Source organism: Prauserella aidingensis (assembly GCF_024171865.1).
In the GTDB taxonomy this organism is placed as follows: domain Bacteria; phylum Actinomycetota; class Actinomycetes; order Mycobacteriales; family Pseudonocardiaceae; genus Prauserella; species Prauserella aidingensis.
Map to the genome: position 1 here is coordinate 102665 of NZ_JAMTCN010000005.1, position 18661 is coordinate 121325.

Sequence of the window (18661 nt, forward strand, 5' to 3'; positions counted from 1 at the left end):
CCGGTCGCGTTGCGGACCGAGCCGGACCGACCGTCACCGGTCGACGACCGGCCACGGCCTCGTCGACGTCGCGATCGCACGTCAGCTCAGCGCTGCGCGGAGCCGGTCCTCCTCGACGTGCCAGTACCCGTGTTCGTCGCCGTCGACCAGCAGCACCGGGACGCGGTCGCCGTACTCGGCCTGGTCCTCGGGGTCGGCATCGACGTCGACGGTCGACCAGGTCGCGCCCAGCTCCTCGCAGATCCGGGCGACGTCGGTCTCGGCGGTCTCGCACGCATGGCAGCCCGCGCGCGTCATGACGGTGACGTGGTGCATGCCCTCATCATCGCTCCCGTGTGCAGTGCCCCGCCGTCCAGCCCGTGACGGCTCACCCGCGGTCGTACGCGATGTGTCTGGCATCCTCCTGCGCGTGACCAGTGCATCCGCGGACGAATCCGGCACCGACGTCCACATCCCGGCGGTGATCCCGGCGCTCGTGATCACGGTGCCGGTGGCGGTCGGTGCGCTCCTCGGGTTCGCGGGCGGTCCGCTGATCCGCGGCCTGACGACCGTGCTGGACGGGACGCCGGTCGGAGCGCCCGGGTGGCTGCACCTGCTCGGCGGCCTGTCGCCCGGCTGGTCGGTGGCGGTGATGACGGGTCTCGGCGTGGTCGTCGGCGTCGTGCTGGCGCTGTACACCTACCGTGAGGCGTTGTCGCTGCGCGTGTTCGACGATCACGTGGAGTCCGAGGTCGAGGGCCGCGAGGGCTGGGTCGAACGGGCGACGACGACGGCGGTCTTCCACGGCCGTCCTGCGCTCGTGTTCCTCCGGCGCGACGCCGCACCGGTGCGCCTGTCGGGTGCGCAGGACCTGCGCGAAGGTGACCTGCGCTCCGCGTTCGAGCGTCACGACTGGCCGTGGCGCGACGGCGATCCGTACGCGGATGAGTACGAACGCTGGGTCGACGGCCGCCCGGGATTCACCGCCGACGAGCACACCCTGTTGCGCCGCCGCTTCGAGGCGGGCAAGGACGACGCGGCGCGGATCGAGGCCGACGACGCCCTGTTCGCGGCCGGACTCGTCGCCCGTTCCGACAAGAAACAGCTCCACGTACGACGTGTGTCCTGACCCGGTCACCTAACCTCACGGCAGGACCGGCCTGCGACCACGAGAGGCAGCGATGGAGATCTGGATCAACCCCGCGTGCTCCAAGTGCAGGACCGCGCTCGGACTGCTCGACGCCGAGGGAGCCGAGTACACGGTGCGCAAGTACCTCGAGGACGTGCCCACGGCCGACGAGATCCGCGACGTTCTCGACCGGCTCGGGCTGGAACCGTGGGACATCACGCGCACGCAGGAGCAGATCGCGAAGGACCTCGTCCTCAAGGACCGCACCGAGTGGCCGCGCGACGACTCCGGGCGGGAGAAGTGGATCGCCGCGCTGGTCGAACATCCGAAGCTGATCCAGCGGCCGATCATCACCGCGGACGACGGCACCGCCGTGGTCGCACGTACCGACGACGCCGTCCGGGACGCCCTCTCCCGCGGCTGAGGCCAGGTCGGGTGTCTCGGCACGCCGTAACCTGTGGCGCGTCCGGAAGCTGCAACGTGGGACGGGTGCACCCTCGCGGGACGGTGCGTCGACGAGTGGGGCCGTCGGACGTCGATGGCGGGCCACGCGCGTCCTGGATCCGCAACACGCGCGCCGGAAACCGCAACACGCGCCCCTGGATCCGCAACACGCGCCCCTGGATCCGCAACACGCGCCCCTGGATCCGCAACACGCGCCCGTGGATGTGCAACACGGCGGCTGGGGGACCGGGGCACGGCTGTCCCGAGCGCAGGACGCGGGAAGGGTGTCGGCGGGCGTAAGGGAGACGTAAGGCGCTGACCTGGTCACACGCGCCCCTTCCGGCGTCACGATGGAGGCATGGCACCCACCGACGGCCCGTCACAGCGACCCGCGCAGCCGCCGACCACGTCCCGGCGCGTGCCGAGAGCGCGACTGGTGGTCGCAGCCGTCGTGGCGCTCGCCGCGGCGCTCGCGGCCGGACACCTGGTGGCCGCGTTCGTGGGACCGCAGGCCTCGCCCCCGCTGGCGGTCGGCAACGCGGCGATCGACCTGACGCCGTCGTGGCTGAAGGACTTCGCGATCGCCACGTTCGGCACGGCCGACAAGCTCGCGCTCCTCGTGGGCATGGGCGTGGTGCTGGTGGGACTGGCGGTCGCGGCGGCACTGGCGTCGCGACGCGGCCCTGCGCCGGGCACGGTACTCATCGCCGTCGTCGGCGTCGTGGGGCTCGTGGCCGTGGTGACCCGCCCGGACGTCGGCAGGCTCGCCGCACTCGCACCCCTCGCGAGCCTTGCCTCGGGTGTGGCGACGTGGCTGCTGCTGCACCGGCGGGCCGCACCTCCGGGCGACGACGCGGCCGGGCCCGCAGCCATGGTTCCCGGCCCCACCGACCCCGGATCCGAAAACCCTGGCGCCGAGGACCCTGGCTCCGAGGACTCCGGATCTGAGGAATCCGGATCCGAGGACCGCGAAACCCTGGACCCGCGACCCTCCGATACGGCGTCCCCGGGCCCCGCAGCCGCGGACGCTCGAACCCCGGATCCCGAAACCTCGGATCCCGAAAGCTCGGACTCGCGAATCCCTGACCCGGGGTCCGCCGACGCCGGAAGCACGCACTCGGAAACCCCGGACCGGGTATCCCCCGACCCCGAAACCTCGGACCGTAAAACCCCGGCCCCGGCATCCCCGGATCCCGAAACCCCGGACTCGCGAACCCCTGATCCGGCACCGGCCGTCACTGCAAGCCGGCGGTCCTCGACGACCCCGCCCGGCAGGCGGCGATTCCTCGTCACGGCCGGTGGCGCCGCGGTCGTCGCGGGAGTGGCGGGGTTGGCAGGCCGGTTCGTCGGCGGGGCCCGCGACGCGGCGTCGTCCCGGGCGTCGGCGCCACCCCTCGACGTCGCCCGCGAGCTTCCCGCACCGCCGCACGACGCGGACTTCGCCAAGCTCGGTACGCCGACGTTCCTCACCCCGAACGACGCCTTCTACCGCATCGACACCGCGCTGTCCGTGCCGCAGCTGCCCGTCGAGGACTGGCGACTGCGCATCCACGGCATGGTCGACCGAGAGCTCGAACTCACCTACGACGACGTGCGCCGCCGGGGCCTGACCGAACGCCGCATCACGCTGTGCTGCGTGTCCAACCCGGTCGGCGGGGAGCTGATCTCCACCGCGACGTTCACCGGCGTCGACCTGGGAGACCTCCTCCGCGACGCCGGCGTGCGCGACGGCGCGCAACAGCTCCTCTCCACGAGTTCCGACGGCTGGACGTGCGGGACGCCCCTCGACGTGCTGCTCGAACGTGACCGTGGAGCGATGCTGGCGCTCGGCATGAACGGCGAGCCGCTGCCGCTCGAACACGGCTTCCCCGCGCGACTCGTCGTCCCCGGGTTGTACGGCTACGTGTCGGCGACGAAGTGGGTCACCGACCTCGAGGTGACGACGTGGAACGCACGTCGGGCGTACTGGCTCGATCGCGGCTGGGCACGCGAGGCACCGGTGAAGACCCAGTCGCGCATCGATCGGCCCGCGGCGAACGCCACGATGTCGGCCGGGCGGGTGATCGCCGCCGGGATCGCGTGGGCCCAGCACACGGGTATCGCCAAGGTAGAGGTGCGTCTCGACGGCGGACGCTGGCGGGAGGCGACCCTGTCGGCCGCCGTCTCCGACGACACGTGGCGCATGTGGCACATCGCGCTCGACGTCCGCCGTCCCGGTGGCCACCGGATCGCCTGCCGCGCGACCGACAAGTCCGGGTACACGCAGACCTCCGAGCGCATGGGAGTCCTGCCGGACGGTGCGACCGGCCACCACGCGATCACGTTCACCACGGAGTAGCGGGCGCGATCACGGCTCCGAGGGCGGTTGGCTCACCGGCGTGTCGTTTCCAGAGGTGCCGGGTGGAGACGGGCGGGCGCAACACGGTCCCCGGGATCCGCAACACGGTCCCCTGAACGCGCAACACGCGCCCCGGAAACCGCAACACGGTCTCCCGGGGCTGCAACACGGCGTCACGGGTGGCCGGGGTGTCCGGGTGTCGGCGGTGGCGAGGGAGGCTCGAGGTGACACCGCGTCAGGAAAACCGGGGCTGTGGCGCAGGTCAACGCCCTTACCTGCTGCTTTGTGCACGCGTTCACAAATGAACTACCGTGTTCTCCACGCCGGTGACGCGCCGTGCATCGAACACGGTCGCCGCCTGCTGGTCAAGGATTTTTGTCTCGAAATCGCGAGGACGGAGTCGGAGCGTGATGGCACAGCGGAGCCGGCGGAACATCGCCTCCTCCGTCCGCGGCCTGGCTCGCTCTCGGCGTGCGGGTAAACCCGGCGCCAAATCCGACCCCGACACCCAGGCCCCCGACACCCAGGCCTCCGACGGCACGTCGCCCGACGAAGCCGCGCCCGAGGAGGACTCCGCCGCGCCCGCCGCTGCGCCCCCCGAGGAGGCCGCGTCCTCCGCGAACGAGAACGGCGGTGACTCCGCCGAGACTGCCGACGGCGCTTCCGGCGGCGGTGCGAAGAAGCAGGCGAAGCGGACTTCCGCGGCCAAGAGTCCGGCGAAGAAGGTACTCGCGAAGAAGCCGGCCGGCAGGAAGGCCGATGCCGACGACTCCGCCGCCACGAACACGGCCACGACGAACGCCGCCACCACGAACACGGCCATCACGAACGGCAGAGCCGCAACCGCGAAGACCGCGTCGAACGGCGGATCCGCCGACGGCAAGGCGGGAACCGGCAACGGGAACGGCCGGGCCGGCCGCACCGGAGCCGCAGCCGACGGGAAAGCCGCGACCGCAGGCAAGACCGCCACCGCAGGCAAGGCCACGACGAACGGCAAGGCCGCCACCACAGGCAAGGCGACCGCAGGCAAGGCCACGAACGGCAAGGCCCCCGCGGGCACCGCCACGACCGACGGTAAGGCCACAGCCGACGACAACACCCCGACCACGGAGCTGCCCGCCGTCACCGACGGCGAGGCGCCCGCGAAGGCCATTCCCGAGGCCGCGGTCGGCCGCATGGCGGTGTACCTGCGTGTGCTGTCGAGCATGCAGGAACAGGGCACCGCGACGGTCTCCAGCGAGGAACTGTCGGCCGCCGCGGGTGTGAACTCCGCCAAACTCCGCAAGGACCTCTCCTACATCGGTTCGTACGGCACTCGGGGTGTCGGATACGAGGTCGAGGTGCTGATCGGCCAGATCGAACGCACCCTCGGACTCAACAAGCAGCAGCGGGTTGCGGTCGCGGGAATCGGTAACCTCGGACATGCGTTGGCGAACTACGGCGGCTTTCCCGGTCGCGGGTTCCCGGTCGAGGCGTTGTTCGACATCGATCCGGACCTGATCGGGATTCCGGTGGGCGGACTGCCCGTCTCGCACCTCGACGACATCCCCGAGGTGTGTGCGGAGCGGGAGATCTCCATCGGGGTCATCGCGACGCCGCCGACCGCGGCACAAACGGTGTGCGACAGGCTCGTCGCAGGCGGAGTGCAGTGCATTCTGAACTTCGCGCCGGTCGTGCTGCAGGTTCCGGATCACATCGAGGTTCGGAAGGTGGATCTGGCCGTGGAGCTGCAGATCCTTTCCTTCCACGTGGCGCGAAGGGCGGACGGACAGGTGAACGGCCAAGCGGCTGGGGCGGAAGCGACGGACGCGGCGAGCGCGGTGGTGCCGTCATGAGCATCCTCGCTCTCGGACTGTCGCACCGGACGGCGGACCTGACCACGCTCGAGCGCGTGTCCATCCCGGCGCCCGAGGTGCCGAAGATCCTGCACGAGCTGCAGCAGGCCGAGCACGTCTCCGAGGTCATGGCCGTCTCGACGTGCAACCGCATCGAGGTCTACGCCGTGGTCGAGACGTTCCACGGCGGCCTGGACGACATCGCGTCGGTGCTGGCCCGCCAGGCCGGCATGGTCCCCGACGAGCTGTACGACAGCTTCTACGTCCACTACGCGGGCGCGGCCGTCGAGCACCTGTTCAACGTGACGGCGGGCCTGGACTCGATGGTCGTGGGGGAGACGCAGATCCTCGGCCAGGTGCGGGCGGCCTACGCGACCGCGCGCGAGGCGGGCACCGTCGGCCGCACGTTGCACGAGCTGGTGCAGACGACGTTGCGCGTCGGCAAGCGCGTGCACAGCGAGACGGGCCTCGACCAGCTCGGAGCGTCCGTGGTGTCGGCGGCGCTGGCGGAGGCCGAGGACGCTGGCGGTGACCTCGCGGGCAAGCGGGCCCTGGTCGTGGGCGCGGGGTCGATGGGCGCACTCGCCGCGTCGCACCTGCGCAAGGCCGGTATCGGCAGCGTCGTCGTCGCCAACCGCACGCAGGCCAACGCGGAACGGCTCGCCGCATCGGTGACCGAGCAGGGCGTACCCGCGACCGCGGTGCCGCTCGCCGAGCTGGCCGACGCCGTCAGCGGTGCCGACGTGGCCGTCGTGTGCACCGGGGCGAAGGGCACCGTGGTGGAGACCCGCCACGTCGGTCCGCGGACCACGCCGCTCGTCGTGTGCGACCTGGGTCTGCCGCGGGACGTCGACCCGGGGGTCGGCGACGTCGACGACGTGCGCCTGGTCGACCTCGACACGGTGCGCCGCCGGATGCACGACTCCGGCAGCGGCACCACCGAGAAGCAGACCGCCAAGGCGTCGGGCATCGTTCTGGACGAGGTCCGCGCCTACCTGGCGGGCCAGCGCAGCGCCGCCGTGACGCCCACGGTGACGGCGCTGCGCAAGCGGGCGGCCGAGGTCGTCGACGCCGAACTGCTCCGGCTCGACAGGCGGCTGCCCGAGATCGACGCCGACACCCGTGAGGAGGTCGGCCGCACGGTCAAGCGGGTCGTGGACAAGCTCCTGCACGCCCCGACCGTGCGTGTGAAGCAGTTGGCCGCGGAGACCAGCGACACCGACTACGCCACGGCGCTGCGCGAGCTGTTCGAGCTCGACCCGCAGGCGCCGAAGACGGTGTCCAGCCCGTCGGCCCCCATGACCACGACAGACCAGATCGACGGTGACAATCCGTGACAGACAGCCCGATCCGCATCGGCACCCGCGGCAGCAAACTCGCCGTGGCGCAGACGCAGACGATCGCCGACATGCTGACCGACGCCGGTCACGAGGTCGAGATCGTCACGGTCACGACGCCCGGTGACCGCTCCAGCGCACCCATCGCCGAGATCGGCGTCGGCGTGTTCACGTCGGCGTTGCGCGAGGCGCTGCTGGCCAAGGAGATCGACGTCGCGATCCACTCGTACAAGGACCTGCCGACGGCGCCCGAGCCCGGCCTCGTGCTGGCCGCCGTGCCGCCGCGCGAGGACCCGCGTGACGCGCTGATCGCCAGGGACGGCCTGACGCTCGGCGAACTGCCGCCGGGTTCGGTCGTCGGCACGGGTTCGCCCCGGCGGATCGCCCAGTTGAAGGCGCTGGGCCTCGGTTTGACCGTGGTGCCGATTCGCGGCAACATCGACACCCGCATCGGCAAGGTCACGTCCGGGGAACTGGACGCCGTGGTGCTGGCCAGGGCGGGGCTCGCCCGGGTCGGCCGGGTCGACGAGATCACCGAGACACTCGATCCGCTCCAGATGCTGCCCGCGCCCGCACAGGGCGCGCTGGCGGTGGAGACGCGGGTCGAGGACGTCGAGAGCGAACGTCTGCTTCGGTCCGTCGTGGACCACGAAGCGACCAGGGTCGCCGCGAAGGCGGAGCGGGCCGTGCTGGCCACGCTCGAAGCCGGTTGCAGCGCACCCGTCGGAGCGCTCGCCGATGTCGTGGAGGACCTCGACAGCGAGGGAAGGGTCGTCGACCGGCTTTCGCTGCGCGGGATCGCCGCCACCGGGGTCGACGGGGACTCCGTGGACATCCTGAAGGCCTCGGCGATCGCCGAGCCGAAGGACGCCGACGAACTGGGCCGTGGGGTCGCCGCCGAGCTGCTCGACCTCGGCGCAGGCGCGCTGTCGTCCTGAGTCGGCGCGTTCACTTCCGCCCCGGCGGGAACCCGGGTGGGCGTCGGGTGCGTGGCCGACGCCTGCGGTCGCAGGAGCACGCAGGCAACGCGTAACGGACGTGACATTCGCGTCGGGAACATCAGAGAACCGCAGAAGACAAGTACGAGTTCGGCCGCCGGCCCCGGTGCGGCCGCTGCATGAGGAGAGACGAAGCACATGACCCCCCCAAGCAAGACCACGGGGCGCGTCGCCTTCGTGGGCTCGGGCCCCGGTGACGCGGGACTGCTCACGGTCCGCGCCCAGGAGCTGCTGGCCAAGGCCGACGTCGTCGTCACCGACCCGGACGTCCCGGCGGGCGCGCTCGCCTACGCCCGCGAGGAGGCCGAGGCGCGTCCCGCGGTCGGTGAGCCGGGGGACGTCGCGAAGGACCTGGCCACGGAGGCCGAGTCGGGCCGCGTGGTGCTGCGTCTCGTCGCGGGAGACCCGTTGACGCAGCCCGCGGTCGTGGCCGAGGTGCAGGCCGTGTCGAAGACCGAGGTCGTGTTCGACATCGTGCCGGGCGTCGCGCCCAGCACCGCCGTTCCCGCGTACGCGGGCCTGCCGCTCGGCGGCACCCACACCGAGGTCGACCTGACTCGCGACGTCGACTGGAAGGGCGTGGCGCAGGCGCAGGGCCCGATCGTGCTGCACGGCACGTCCAGCCACCTCGCCGAGGCCGCCTCGCAGCTGATCGACAACGGCATCCCCGCCGAGACGCCCGTGGCGGTCACGTCGAACGGCACCATCAACACGCAGCGCACCGTGGAGACGACCCTCGCCTCGCTCGGTGCCGACGCCGGTGAGCTCGCCGGTTCGCTGATCGTCACGGTCGGGTCGATCGTGTCCGACCGTAAGCAGCTGTCGTGGTGGGAGTCCCGCGCGCTGTACGGCTGGAAGGTCCTCGTGCCGCGTACGAAGGACCAGGCGGGCGACATGGCCGAGCGGCTCCGCAGCCACGGCGCCACCTCGCACGAGGTGCCGACGATCTCCGTCGAGCCGCCCCGTAGCCCCGCGCAGATGGAACGTGCGGTCAAGGGCCTGGTCGACGGCCGGTTCCAGTGGATCGTGTTCACCTCGGCCAACGCGGTGAAGGCCGTGCTGGAGAAGTTCACCGAGTTCGGCCTCGACGCCCGCGCGTTCGCCGGCGTGAAGATCGCCTGCGTCGGCGAGGCGACGGCCGAGAAGGTGCGCTCCTTCGGGATCCAGCCGGAGCTCGTGCCCGAGGGCGAGCAGTCGAGCGAGGGCCTGCTCAAGGAGTTCCCGCCGTACGACGACGTGCTCGACCCGGTGAACCGCGTGCTGCTGCCGCGCGCCGACATCGCCACGGAGACCCTGTCCGCCGGTCTGACCGATGCGGGCTGGGAGGTCGACGACGTGACCGCGTACCGCACGGTGCGTGCCGCGCCGCCACCCGCCGAAACCCGCGAGATGATCAAGACGGGCGGGTTCGACGCCGTGTGCTTCACGTCGTCGTCCACCGTGCGGAACCTGGTCGGCATCGCGGGTAAGCCGCACGCCCGCACGCTCGTGGCGTGCATCGGCCCGAAGACGGCCGAGACGGCGACGGAGTTCGGCCTGCGTGTCGACGTGCAGCCGGAGACCCCGAACGCCGTGGAGCTCGTCGACGCGCTCGCCGCCCACGCGGCGAAGCTGCGCGCCGAGGGCGCTCTGCCGCCGCCGAAGAAGGCCAAGCGCACGCGCCGCTCCTGAGCGCTGTCGTTCGAGACGCCCCGTCGCACCAGCCGTGCGACGGGGCGTTTTCGCGTTGCACACCCGTGTTGCAGATCCCGGAGCCCGTGTTGCGGCTTCGGGGGACCGTGTTGCAGGTCCCGGGGCCTGTGTTGCGGCGATTTCGGGGTCACCGGGTCGGCGGCGGACCGCCGCGCGACGGCGTTTCCTGCGCTGCGGACCGTGCTGCGTCCGCGGGGACCGGTCGCAGGCGGGCGGTCCGGCCCGGCCGCGCGGTCAGGTCCGGTCGCGCTGCCGGGCCCGGTGCTTGGCGACCTTGAGGCGGTTTCCGCACACCTCGGGCATGCAGTAGCGGCGCCGTCCCGCGCGGCTGGTATCGACGAACATGCCTGCACAGTCCGGCGCCGTGCAATGCCGGAACCGGTCGTGTCCCAGTGTGTACAGGGCGCCGAGCAGGCCGGTGCCGATCAGGACGGCGAGCGCGTCGTCGGCGGTCGCATCCGGTGACGTCTCCACGTGCCAGCGCCAGTGCCCGTCGACGTCGCGGTGCAGTCCGGGGCCGCGGCCTGCGCGCGCGACGAACGCGGTGGCGCGGCGGGCGAGGTCGTCCTCGTCGGATTCGAGCGCGGCGCGGACTTCGTCGCGCAGTGCGTGCACCGGTTGCAGGTCGTCGGCGCCCACGGTCCGGTCGATGCCGAGAGCTGCGAAGAACTCCGTGAGCGCGGCGACGTCGGGGAGGGCCTCGCCGCGACTCCGGACCCGCGGCGAGGTGTTGACCAACTCCGTGGCGGCGTTCGCCCCATCGTTGTAACCGTTGAAATCTATCTTCAAGCGTTACTCCTTGCTACCGTAACCGGAGAAAGCTGACTTTACCGGTTATCGGGAGAGGTGGAGACATGGGCGAGACCGTCCGCGCCGATACGGGTGCGCTGCGGCTGGACCAGCGGATTCGCGTGGAGGCCGGCGAGGTTGCGACCGGCGTGTACGGCTCCGGTTCGCCGGTCGTGCTCACCCACGGCACCCCGGCGTCGGCGCAGCTGTGGCGACACGTCGTCCCCGAACTGGCGCACCGGCACACCGTCTACGTCTGGGACCTGCTCGGCTTCGGTGAGTCGACGCTCGACGGGTCGGCCGCGCCCTCCATTGCGACACAGGCGGCGACGCTGGCGGAACTCGTCGGGCACTGGGAACTGACGAGTCCCGACCTGGTCGGGCACGACATCGGCGGCGGTGTCGTGGCCAGGGCGCACCTCGTCGAAGGCGTCCCGGCGCGCAGGCTCGCCTTCCTGGATGCGGCGGTCATCGGCCCGTGGAACACGGCGTTCACCGAGCACATGCAGCGGTACGCCGACGCCTACCGCACGATGCCCGAGCACGCGTTCGCCGACCTCGTCGCACCACGACTGCGCACGGCGACCCATCACGGCATGAGCGACGACGTTCTCGACCTGTACCTCGCACCGTGGCGTGGCACCGAGGGGCAACGCCGCTGGGTCGCGCAGGCCGAACACGTCCACTTCGACGACACGCGAGAAGCCGTCGAGCACCTCGGCGACATCACTGCCGACACCCTCGTGCTCTGGGGTGAACAGGACGGGTGGCTCGCGCCCGAGGTCGGGGACCGGCTCGCGGCCGCCGTTCCCGGAGCCCGGCGGGAGGACGTGCCCGGAGCGGGACACTTCGCACCCGAGGACGCCCCGCACGCCGTCGCGCGGTCGCTCACACGCTTCTTCGTCTGATCCGGCCCCGCTGAGCGGGATGCAGGGCACGCAATACCGGGTGCAGGGCACGCGTGCCCGAGCGCAGAACTCGCAGTGCCGGGTGCAGGACACGCGGCCGGGTGGGGTCAGGCGCCGCACCAGTGGGCCGCGACCCTGCGGATGATCTCCTCCGACTCGCGGAGCCTGCCGATCGACACCCACTCGTCCGTGACGTGCGCCAGCTCGGGCTCGCCCGGGCCGCAGACGACGGTCGGCACTCCGCCCAGGGCGGGGGTGAGCACAGAGGCGTCGGTGAAGTACGTCGCCGCCCGCGGGGCGTCGCCGTGCGAGGCGCCCGTGACGTCGGCCGCGATCGCGGAGACGGTCGCGGCCCAGTCGTCGCCGGGGTCGGTCCACACGGCGGGCAGGTCGACGAGCGCCTCGAGCGCCGCGTCGTCGCCGACCCCGGCCCGCAGCTCGTCGGTGATCGCCGCGTGGTCCTGGCCGGGCACGGTGCGGATGTCGACCGTCGCGCCCGCCGAGTCCGGCACCGAGTTCGTGTTCAGCCCGCCGTGGAAGGTGCCGACGTTGAGCGTCGGCGCGCCCATCGCCGGATGCGCCTGCTCGGTGAAGGCGAACCCCTCGAACGCTGCCACCGCGCGGGCGAGCTTGTACACGGCGTTGTCGCCCAGGTGCGGCATCGACCCGTGGGCCGTCACGCCCTCGGCGCGTGCGGACAGCCACAACGCGCCCTTGTGCCCGTGGAAGACGGCATTGCTCGTGGGCTCGGCGATCAGCAGCGGGCCCGACGGTCTCCCGTTCAGCGCGTCGAGCGCGCCCCGCGCGCCGTGCGAACCCGTCTCCTCGGCGGCAGTGAGCACGAGGCGCAGCCCGGACCGCGGGGCGTGGGTCGACGTCGCGACGGCGACCGCGGCACACACGATCGCGGCCACCCCTCCCTTCATGTCCGTCGTGCCGCGGCCGTACAGCCGATCGCCGTCGGGCTCGGCGCGAAACGGATCGCGGGACCAGCCGGCACCGCCCAACGGCACCGTGTCGACGTGCCCGGACAGGCACAGCGGGGGAGTCGGAGTGTCGGCGTGCCACTCGGCGATCAGCGTGCCGCGGCCCGGTTCGTGCTCGACGGTCGTGACGTCGAAACCCGCCGCCTCCAGGTGTGGCGCCACCACGGAGAGGGCGTGGTTCTCGTCGTGGTCGATCGTGTCGACGGCGACGAGTTCTCGGGTGAGGTTCAGCACGTCCGGGCTCATGCCGGTGTCCTTCCGCTGGGCGATTATGGGGCGATGTTCCGGCGCGGAACTTCGGTGTGTCGGCGCCGGGTCCGCGCACCGGGATGCGAGAGGGAACGGGGATCTTGCCGCCGTCAGGGTAGGCGCCCGTGCGGGAGTACGGTGTCGATGTGTTTCCCGAGCATCGCCCACGCAGGTTGCGGACCACGCCGGCCGTGCGCCGGCTCGTCAGCGAGACCACGCTCCGCCCCCGTCAGCTGATCCTGCCCATGTTCGTGTCGGAAGAGGCCGACGCCGCGGGCGCGTCGAAACCGATCTCGAGCATGCCCGGTGTCGTGCAGCACACGCGGGACTCGTTGCGTGAGGCTGCGGCGAAGGCCGTCGAGGCGGGCGTCGGCGGGCTGATGCTGTTCGGCGTTCCGTCCACACGCGACTCGGTCGGCTCGGGCGGCACCGCCGACGACGGCATCCTCAACGTCGCGTTGCGGGACCTGCGGTCCGACCTCGGTGACGACACGGTGCTCATGGCGGACACGTGCCTCGACGAGTTCACCGATCACGGCCACTGCGGCGTGCTCGACGACGCGGGCGCGGTCGACAACGACGCCACGCTCGAACGCTACGCCGAGATGGCGCTCGCCCAGGCGCGCGCGGGCGCGCACTGGCTCGGGCCGAGCGGCATGATGGACGGTCAGGTCGGCGTGATCCGGCGTGCGCTCGACGACGCCGGTTTCGACGCCGTGAGCATCCTGGCCTACTCGGCGAAGTATGCGAGCGCGTTCTACGGGCCGTTCCGCGAGGCCGTCGACTCGCAGTTGCAGGGCGACCGCAACACCTACCAGCAGGATTCCGGCAACGTCCGCGAGGCGATCCGCGAGATCGAACTCGACCTCGCCGAGGGCGCCGACGCGATCATGGTCAAGCCCGCGTTGTCCTATTTGGACGTCATCAGGGCGGCGGCGGAGGTGTCGTCGGTGCCGGTCGCGGCGTACAACATCTCGGGTGAGTACGCGATGATCGAGGGTGCCGCCGCGAACGGCTGGGTCGACCGGGAGTGCACGATCCTCGAGGTGCTCACGTCGATCCGCCGCGCGGGCTCGGACATGATCCTCACGTACTGGGCAGCCGAAGCCGCCACCTGGCTCGACTGAACCCTGCACCCGGCGCGGTGCGAACCTGCAACACCCACGGTCCCGTTGGATGCCCCCAAGGGCACTTTGGTTGCGTTGAGTGCCACCAATGTGCCCTTGGGGCGCCTCAGGTGTTGCGGGCCTGCAACGTGGTCGGCCGGGATGCGTCTGCGCGGCACGTCCGGTCACCACTCCTCACCCTCCCCGGGCACGGCGCCTAGTCTCTGGGGGCATGAGCGAAGCCGACGAAAGTGACGACCAGCGGCGGGCACGCGGTCTGCCGCCCGCGCCGCACCTGCCCGGCGACCCCGACCCGGACCGTCCCGAGCCGCCGAAACAGGTCAACACCGGCTTCGGGCTGATCGTCGCCGCCTCGGTGATGCTGGTCCTGGCTTTCGTGCTGGAACTGCTCCGCAAGGACGAGTTCGCCGAGCAGCTGATCGCCCAGAACACCGACGAGAACATCACGGGCGCCCAGATCGCCGCGGGCGTCGAATCGATGCTGTGGGCGCTCGTCGTCGGCGCCGTCGCGGTCGGCACCCTGATGGTGCTGTTCGCCTGGAAGGCCCGGCAGGGCACCCGGTCCGCGCGCACCGTCGTGACCGTGCTCGTCGTGGTCATCGCACTGTTCTCGCTGCTCGGCGGCGGTTACACGGTGATCGGCGCGGTGCTGCTCGCGCTCTGCGGCACGGCGCTCATGTACCTGCCCAGCGTCGATCCGTACTTCCCGCGGGTGAACAGGAACCGGTGAGGGTGACGACGTGAGCGGCAGCGACAGCACCGGCAAGCGCGACGAGAAGGCCGGCGGTGACCAGGCACGCGGACATGCGGCGGACGACGACGTGGCCACCGAGGACACGGCCGGTACCGAGGACACGGCGGCCACCGGCAGTGGTGTGGGCGCGGCGGACACGGGCGCGGGCGACCCCGACGGGGCGGGCGACGTCGTCCACTACGCCGAGCCGGGGGCGACGCTGTGGCGACTGGGGCTCGGCCCGGCGCTGGCGGCGCTCGGGTTCGTCACGGAGCTGATCCTCGGCCAGCCGCCGCACTGGCTGATGTGGATCATCACGGGCGTCGGCCTGCTGTGGTTGAACGGGGCGTGGGTGTTCGCGCGGCGCAAGTTCCTGCGGGTCCGCGTCACCGACACGGAGCTGGTGCAGGGCACCGAGACACTGCCGATCGCCGACATCGGGTCGATCCTCACCCGGGAACCCCGGCCCGGCACGCGCGTGCTCGGCGGCGGCCAGACCGTGCCACGCCGGTTCGAAGGGGTCGAGCTCAAGCTGCGCAACCGCAAGCACGTGCTGGCGTGGTCGCAGGACTCGGAGACGTTCACGGCGGCGTTGCGGACGGCCATGCGAAACTCACGCCGTGACTGAATCCGCGGATCGCACCGCCACCGACTCCGCCGCGCCGGCAGTTCCGGCCGGGTCCGCGGCGACGCGCACGTCCACGTCCGGTGACGACCGCCGGGCCGGCGCGGGCCGCGGCAGGCTGCACCAGCCGCGCCGGATCGCTGCCGCCGTCGTCGAACTCGCCGTGGCCGCTGTGGCCGTGTGGGGTGCCTTCCTGCTGTGGGGGTCGGCGGTTCGCGACGTCACCGTCCGCCTCGACGACGGCAGCACGCTGACCTCCCGTGTCTACGAGGGCGACCTGATCGGACTCGCCGTCGCGCTGGGCGCGCTGGCGGCGGTACTGCTCATCGACGCCGTCCGTCAGGTGATGCTCGGCGTCGCGGCCAAGGGCAAGAAGCCGAAGAAGCGCAAGCGGCCCGACCCCGACGAACCGGACGACGCCGAGCCGGGCGACACCGACCACGCCGAGCCGGAGGACGCCGACGCGCGCGCAGGGCGCTGAGCCGATACGCGCACGCCGCACCGATCCGCCCACGAGCCGCGTCGACCCGCCCACGACCCGCGCCGACCTGCCCACGCTGCACCGATCTGCCCACGGGCCGCGCCGACCTGCCCACCAGCCGCACCGCCGCGCGGGGCGCCGTACCGCCGCGCGAGCCGCCGCACCGCCGCGTGAGCCCCGGTCGCCGGCGCGCGGGCATGCCCGCGGTCACTCCCGACCGGAGGCAGTCGTCGCAGGCCGCGGCCGTTTTGCGAGACTGGCGGGCGTGACAGGTGGCAAGAGCACGGTCGAGAAGTCCCAGTCCTGGTTCCGGCGGGCCGCCGCGGCGACCCCCGGTGGCGTCAACTCCCCGGTGCGCGCGTTCGCATCCGTCGGCGGTGACCCGCGATTCGTGGTGAAGGCCGACGGTCCGTACCTGTGGGACGCGGACGACAACCGCTACGTCGATCTCGTCTCCTCGTGGGGGCCGATGATCCTCGGGCACGCCCACCCCGCGGTGGTGGACGCGGTGCGCGAGGCCGCGTCGCACGGGCTGTCGTTCGGCACGCCGACCACCGGTGAGGTCGAACTCGCCGAGGAGATCATCCGCCGCGTCGAGCCGGTCGAGCAGGTGCGCCTGGTCAACTCGGGCACCGAGGCGACCATGACGGCGATCCGTCTCGCCCGCGCGTTCACGGGACGGGCGAAGATCGTCAAGTTCGCGGGCTGCTACCACGGTCACGTCGACGCGCTGCTCGCCCAGGCGGGCTCGGGTGTCGCCACGCTGGGCCTGCCGACGTCGCCGGGTGTGACCGGCGCGCAGGCCGCCGACACGATCGTCGTGCCGTACAACGACCTCGACGCCGTGCGGAAGGTGTTCGCCGAGAACCCGGGCGACATCGCCGCGGTCATCACCGAGGGTGCTCCCTGCAACATGGGCGCCGTGCCGCCGGCCGACGGCTTCAACGCCGCGCTGCGCGACGTCGCCCACGAGTTCGGCGCCCTGCTCATCGTCGACGAGGTGCTCACGGGCTTCCGCGTGTCGTCGGCAGGCTGGTACGGCCTCGACGGCGTCGCGGGCGACCTCTACACGTTCGGCAAGGTCATGTCCGGTGGGCTGCCCGCCGCGGCGTTCGGCGGCCGCGCCGACGTGATGGCGAAGCTCGCGCCGGTCGGACCCGTCTACCAGGCGGGCACTCTCGCCGGTAACCCAGTGGCGGTGGCCGCGGGCCTGACGACGTTGCGGCACGCCGACGCGTCGGTCTACGAGAAGCTCGACACCAACGCCGGGCGGCTCGCCTCCGTCCTCGGCGACGCGCTGTCGGCCGAGGGCGTCACGCACACCGTGTCGCAGGCGGGCAACCTCGTGACCGTCTTCTTCGGCGAGCGCCGGCCGACGAACTTCGACGAGGTCGCCGCCACCGAGACGTGGCGCTACGGCCCGATGTTCCACGCCTTCCTCGAGGCGGGCGTGTACGGCCCGCCGAGCGCGTTCGAGGCGTGGTTCGTCAACTCCGCGATGGACGACGCGGCGTTCGAGGTCATCGAGGCCGCCGCTCCCGCAGCCGCCCGCGCCGCCGCGTCGGCGACCCCGCCGGAGTCCGCATGACCACCACGGTCGTCCACCTGCTGCGGCACGGGGAGGTTCACAACCCCGAGGGCATCCTCTACGGCAGGCTGCCCGGCTACGGACTGTCCGAGCGGGGCAGGCAGCAGGCGGTCACCGTGGCGCAGGCGCTGAAGCCGCACAACCTCGTCCGCGTCGTGGCCTCACCGTTGCAGCGCGCGCAGGAGACGGCCGCGCCGATCGCGGGCGGGCACCGGCTCGACGTCGTCACCGACGAACGCCTCATCGAGGCGGACAACGCGTTCGAAGGCCTGCGGGTCAGCGTGGGTGACGGTGCGTTGCGGCAGCCGGAGCACTGGCCGAAGCTGCGCAATCCGGTACGTCCGTCGTGGGGCGAGCCGTACGTCGACATCGCGCGCCGCATGCTGGGCGCCGTGTACCGGGCACGCGCCGCCGCGGAAGGCGGTGAGGTGCTGTGCGTGTCGCACCAGCTGCCGATCTGGACGGTGCGGCGGTTCCTCGAAGGCAAACGGCTGTGGCACGACCCGCGGTCCCGGCAGTGCTCGTTGGCGTCGCTGACCAGCCTCGTGTTCCGTGAGGAGGAGCTCGTGGACATCGTCTACAGCGAACCCGCAGGCGCGACGGACCCGATGGTGACCGGGGCATGAGCAGGCGCGGCAGGAGCCGGTCGCCGGGCCTCCGGCTGGCGGCCGCCGTGCTCGCGGGCGGACTGGCCCTCACCGGGTGCAGCACGGGTGACAGCTCCGCGGCCACGTCGTTCAACTTCGTCGCACCCGGCGGTAAGACCGACATCACCTACACGGGCGCCGACCGGCAGCAGATGCCGGAGGTCAGCGGCGAGGACCTGTTCGACCCGGACAAGCGGATCTCCAGCAAGGATTTCCGCGGCAAGGTGCTCGTCATCAACATCTGGGGCCAGTGGTGCGGGCCGTGCCGCACCGAAGCGCCGGAACTGCAGGACGTGTACGAGCGGACGAAGGACGACGGTGTCCGGGTGCTCGGCATCGACGTGCGCGACTTCGACCGGTCCGCACCGCAGGACTTCATGCGCAACCGTGGCCTGACGTACCCGTCGATCTACGATCCCTCCGGGCGGTCGCTCATCGGCCTGACGGGGTATCCGCGCAACGTCGTTCCGTCGACGATCATCGTCGACAAGCAGGGCCGCGTCGCCGCCGTCTACCTGCGTGACCTGCTCGCCGAGGACATCCTTCCGGTCGTCCGCGATCTGGCGGACGAGAGCGGCGGCTCGTAACCCGACGCCGTGTTGCGCCCTTCGGGGCCCGTGTTGCGCCTTCCAGAGGCTGTGTTGCGTTCTCCGGGCGCCGTGTTGCGCCCACCCGTTGCTTGTCCCGGCGGGTGGGCGCAACACGGAGTCGGCGTGGCCTCGAGTCGGAAAGAGTGACGGGCGCCGCATTCCCGCAGGTGGAGACAGGGGGCGGCG

17 protein-coding genes and 1 pseudogene are annotated in these 18661 nt (G+C 71.9%); 15 read left to right on the forward strand and 3 right to left on the reverse strand.

Annotated features, from left to right (window positions below; translation table 11 throughout):
• Positions 1 to 81: 81 nt before the first annotated feature.
• Entirely contained in the window at positions 82 to 315 is a 234-nt protein-coding gene (locus tag LY13_RS08135; protein WP_253827690.1) for a glutaredoxin family protein, read from the reverse strand.
• Between the two features lie 94 nt (positions 316 to 409).
• Here LY13_RS08135 and LY13_RS08140 point away from each other — a divergent pair, with 94 nt between their 5' ends.
• From LY13_RS08140 to LY13_RS08170, 7 genes and pseudogenes are all read left to right on the forward strand, one after another.
• Positions 410 to 1108, forward strand: a complete 699-nt coding sequence (locus tag LY13_RS08140) for a YqeB family protein (protein WP_253827691.1) — start codon at positions 410 to 412, stop codon at positions 1106 to 1108.
• A 52-nt stretch (positions 1109 to 1160) separates the two neighbouring features.
• On the forward strand, positions 1161 to 1532 hold the full coding sequence (locus LY13_RS08145) for an arsenate reductase family protein (RefSeq protein WP_253827692.1): 372 nt from the start codon (positions 1161 to 1163) through the stop codon (positions 1530 to 1532).
• Between the two features lie 378 nt (positions 1533 to 1910).
• Positions 1911 to 3890, forward strand: coding sequence for a molybdopterin-dependent oxidoreductase (locus tag LY13_RS08150; RefSeq protein WP_253827693.1), 1980 nt, complete (start codon positions 1911 to 1913; stop codon positions 3888 to 3890).
• A 1130-nt stretch (positions 3891 to 5020) separates the two neighbouring features.
• Positions 5021 to 5725: pseudogene (locus tag LY13_RS08155) on the forward strand (redox-sensing transcriptional repressor Rex); the annotation flags it as partial.
• Positions 5722 to 7062 carry a glutamyl-tRNA reductase gene (locus LY13_RS08160; protein ID WP_253827694.1) on the forward strand — a complete coding sequence of 447 codons (1341 nt, stop codon included), beginning with the start codon at positions 5722 to 5724 and terminating at the stop codon, positions 7060 to 7062. The pseudogene LY13_RS08155 and the gene LY13_RS08160, both read left to right, overlap by 4 nt.
• Positions 7059 to 8000, forward strand: a complete 942-nt coding sequence (gene hemC / locus LY13_RS08165) for a hydroxymethylbilane synthase (protein WP_253827695.1) — start codon at positions 7059 to 7061, stop codon at positions 7998 to 8000. The genes LY13_RS08160 and hemC overlap by 4 nt, the downstream gene beginning before the upstream one ends.
• A 198-nt stretch (positions 8001 to 8198) precedes the next feature.
• Positions 8199 to 9731: a bifunctional uroporphyrinogen-III C-methyltransferase/uroporphyrinogen-III synthase gene (locus LY13_RS08170; protein ID WP_253827696.1), complete on the forward strand. Its 1533-nt coding sequence runs from the start codon at positions 8199 to 8201 to the stop codon at positions 9729 to 9731.
• Positions 9732 to 9986: 255 nt separating this feature from the next.
• Here the strand turns inward: LY13_RS08170 and LY13_RS08175 are convergent, their stop codons facing one another.
• Positions 9987 to 10541 carry a CGNR zinc finger domain-containing protein gene (locus LY13_RS08175; protein ID WP_253827697.1) on the reverse strand — a complete coding sequence of 185 codons (555 nt, stop codon included), beginning with the start codon at positions 10539 to 10541 and terminating at the stop codon, positions 9987 to 9989.
• 65 nt (positions 10542 to 10606) lie between these two features.
• Between LY13_RS08175 and LY13_RS08180 the strand changes: the two genes are divergently transcribed.
• Complete coding sequence (locus LY13_RS08180) at positions 10607 to 11449, forward strand: alpha/beta fold hydrolase (protein WP_253827698.1); 843 nt, start codon at positions 10607 to 10609, stop codon at positions 11447 to 11449.
• A 107-nt stretch (positions 11450 to 11556) separates the two neighbouring features.
• Here the strand turns inward: LY13_RS08180 and LY13_RS08185 are convergent, their stop codons facing one another.
• Positions 11557 to 12681, reverse strand: a complete 1125-nt coding sequence (locus tag LY13_RS08185) for a M20 family metallopeptidase (RefSeq protein WP_253827699.1) — start codon at positions 12679 to 12681, stop codon at positions 11557 to 11559.
• Between the two features lie 149 nt (positions 12682 to 12830).
• Here LY13_RS08185 and hemB point away from each other — a divergent pair, with 149 nt between their 5' ends.
• The 7 genes from hemB to LY13_RS08220 all read left to right on the forward strand — a co-directional run bounded on the left by hemB (position 12831) and on the right by LY13_RS08220 (position 18472).
• Positions 12831 to 13811, forward strand: coding sequence for a porphobilinogen synthase (gene hemB / locus LY13_RS08190; protein WP_253827700.1), 981 nt, complete (start codon positions 12831 to 12833; stop codon positions 13809 to 13811).
• 211 nt (positions 13812 to 14022) lie between these two features.
• A complete protein-coding gene (locus LY13_RS08195) occupies positions 14023 to 14541 on the forward strand; it encodes a hypothetical protein (protein WP_253827701.1) in 519 nt (172 codons plus the stop codon).
• 10 nt (positions 14542 to 14551) lie between these two features.
• Positions 14552 to 15172, forward strand: a complete 621-nt coding sequence (gene mce1N / locus LY13_RS08200) for a transport-regulating membrane protein Mce1N (RefSeq protein ID WP_253827702.1) — start codon at positions 14552 to 14554, stop codon at positions 15170 to 15172.
• The gene (locus tag LY13_RS08205) at positions 15165 to 15650 is read left to right on the forward strand and encodes a hypothetical protein (protein WP_253827703.1); all 486 of its coding nucleotides are present in this window, start codon (positions 15165 to 15167) and stop codon (positions 15648 to 15650) included. The genes mce1N and LY13_RS08205 overlap by 8 nt, the downstream gene beginning before the upstream one ends.
• A 265-nt stretch (positions 15651 to 15915) precedes the next feature.
• Complete coding sequence (gene hemL / locus LY13_RS08210; RefSeq protein WP_253827704.1) at positions 15916 to 17238, forward strand: glutamate-1-semialdehyde 2,1-aminomutase; 1323 nt, start codon at positions 15916 to 15918, stop codon at positions 17236 to 17238.
• Complete coding sequence (locus LY13_RS08215) at positions 17235 to 17864, forward strand: histidine phosphatase family protein (RefSeq protein ID WP_253827705.1); 630 nt, start codon at positions 17235 to 17237, stop codon at positions 17862 to 17864. The genes hemL and LY13_RS08215 overlap by 4 nt, the downstream gene beginning before the upstream one ends.
• The gene (locus LY13_RS08220; protein ID WP_253827706.1) at positions 17861 to 18472 is read left to right on the forward strand and encodes a TlpA disulfide reductase family protein; all 612 of its coding nucleotides are present in this window, start codon (positions 17861 to 17863) and stop codon (positions 18470 to 18472) included. Before LY13_RS08215 ends, LY13_RS08220 begins: the two co-directional genes overlap by 4 nt.
• The last annotated feature ends 189 nt before the right edge of the window (positions 18473 to 18661 follow it).